Source organism: Streptomyces ficellus (genome assembly GCF_030406405.1).
Lineage (GTDB): Bacteria > Actinomycetota > Actinomycetes > Streptomycetales > Streptomycetaceae > Streptomyces > Streptomyces ficellus_B.
The window spans coordinates 1-1,229 of sequence record NZ_JAUEPL010000079.1; the positions used below are offsets into that span (position 1 = coordinate 1).

A 1,229-nucleotide genomic window follows, 5' to 3' on the forward strand; every position below is an offset into this window, starting at 1 on the left:
CACTCCTCCACGATCTTCGCACTGCCGTCCTTCGCGGTATGGGTCATCGTCACGATCACCCGCCGGGCACCATGCACCAGATCCATCGCCCCGCCGATACCGGTCACCAACCTGCCCGGCACCGCCCAGTTCGCCAGATCCCCCCGCGCCGACACCTGCATCCCACCCAGCACCGCCACATCGATATGACCCCCACGGATCATCGCGAAAGACAACGCCGAATCGAAGAACGAAGCACCCGCCACCACCGTGACGGTCTCCTTCCCCGCATTGATCAGATCCGGATCCACCTCATGCTCCAACGGGAAAGGACCCGTGCCCAAAATGCCGTTCTCCGACTCCAGCACCACATGCACACCCTCAGGCAGATAGCCCGGAATCAACGTCGGCAACCCGATACCCAGATTCACGTACTCACCATCACGCAGCTCAACCGCCGCCCGGGCAGCCATCTCCGCACGCGTCCAGCCCATCAGCCCCGCACCGTCCTGTGCTCGATCAACTTCTCCGCCACCTGCTCCGGACTCAGGGCCACCACACGCTGCACGAAAATCCCCGGCAAATGCACATGATCCGGATCGATCTCCCCCGGCTCCACCAACTCCTCCACCTCCGCGATCGTCACCCGCCCCGCCATCGCCGCCAAAGGATTGAAATTACGGGCCGACTTGGCGAACACCAGATTCCCGTGACGATCCCCCCGCGCCGCACGCACCAACGCGAAGTCGGTGCGAATCCCGTACTCCAGCACATGAGGTACGCCACCGAACTCCCGCACCTCCTTGGGCGGCGACGCCACCGCCACCCCACCCCGCCCGTCATACCGCCACGGCAACCCACCCTCCGCGACCTGCGTCCCCACCCCCGCAGGCGTATAGAACGCCGGAATCCCCGCACCCCCCGCCCGCAACCGCTCCGCCAGCGTCCCCTGAGGAATCAACTCCACCTCCAACTCCCCACCCACATACTGACGCGCGAACTCCTTGTTCCCCCCGATATACGAACCCGTCACCCGCGCAATCCGCCCCGCCGCCAACAACACCGCCAGACCCGAACCCAACGCACCACAATTGTTCGACACCACCCCCAAACCACCCACCCCCCTCTCGTACACCGCCCCGATCAACACACTCGGCACACCACTGAGACCAAAACCACCCACCGCCAACGACACCCCCTCCCCCACATCAGCCACAGCCTCCGCAGCCGACCCCACCACCTTGTCCATC

General features: G+C 65.0%; 2 protein-coding genes. Both read right to left on the minus strand.

Annotation, left to right across the window (positions count from 1 at the left end; translation table 11 throughout):
- On the minus strand, window positions 1-473 hold a 473-nt coding region (locus tag QWM81_RS29010), incomplete at its 3' end, for a 3-oxoacid CoA-transferase subunit B (protein ID WP_290115480.1).
- Window positions 473-1,228 (minus strand): CoA transferase subunit A, encoded by a 756-nt coding sequence (locus QWM81_RS29015; protein WP_290115483.1) that lies wholly within the window; start codon window positions 1,226-1,228, stop codon window positions 473-475. The genes QWM81_RS29015 and QWM81_RS29010, both read right to left, overlap by 1 nt.
- Window position 1,229 lies beyond the last annotated feature (1 nt).

Bases quoted from the DNA above. Each gene is read 5' to 3' on its own strand.
- QWM81_RS29015 (WP_290115483.1), bottom strand. From the start codon at position 1,228: ATGGACAAGGTGGTGGGGTCGGCTGCGGAGGCTGTGGCTGATGTGGGG.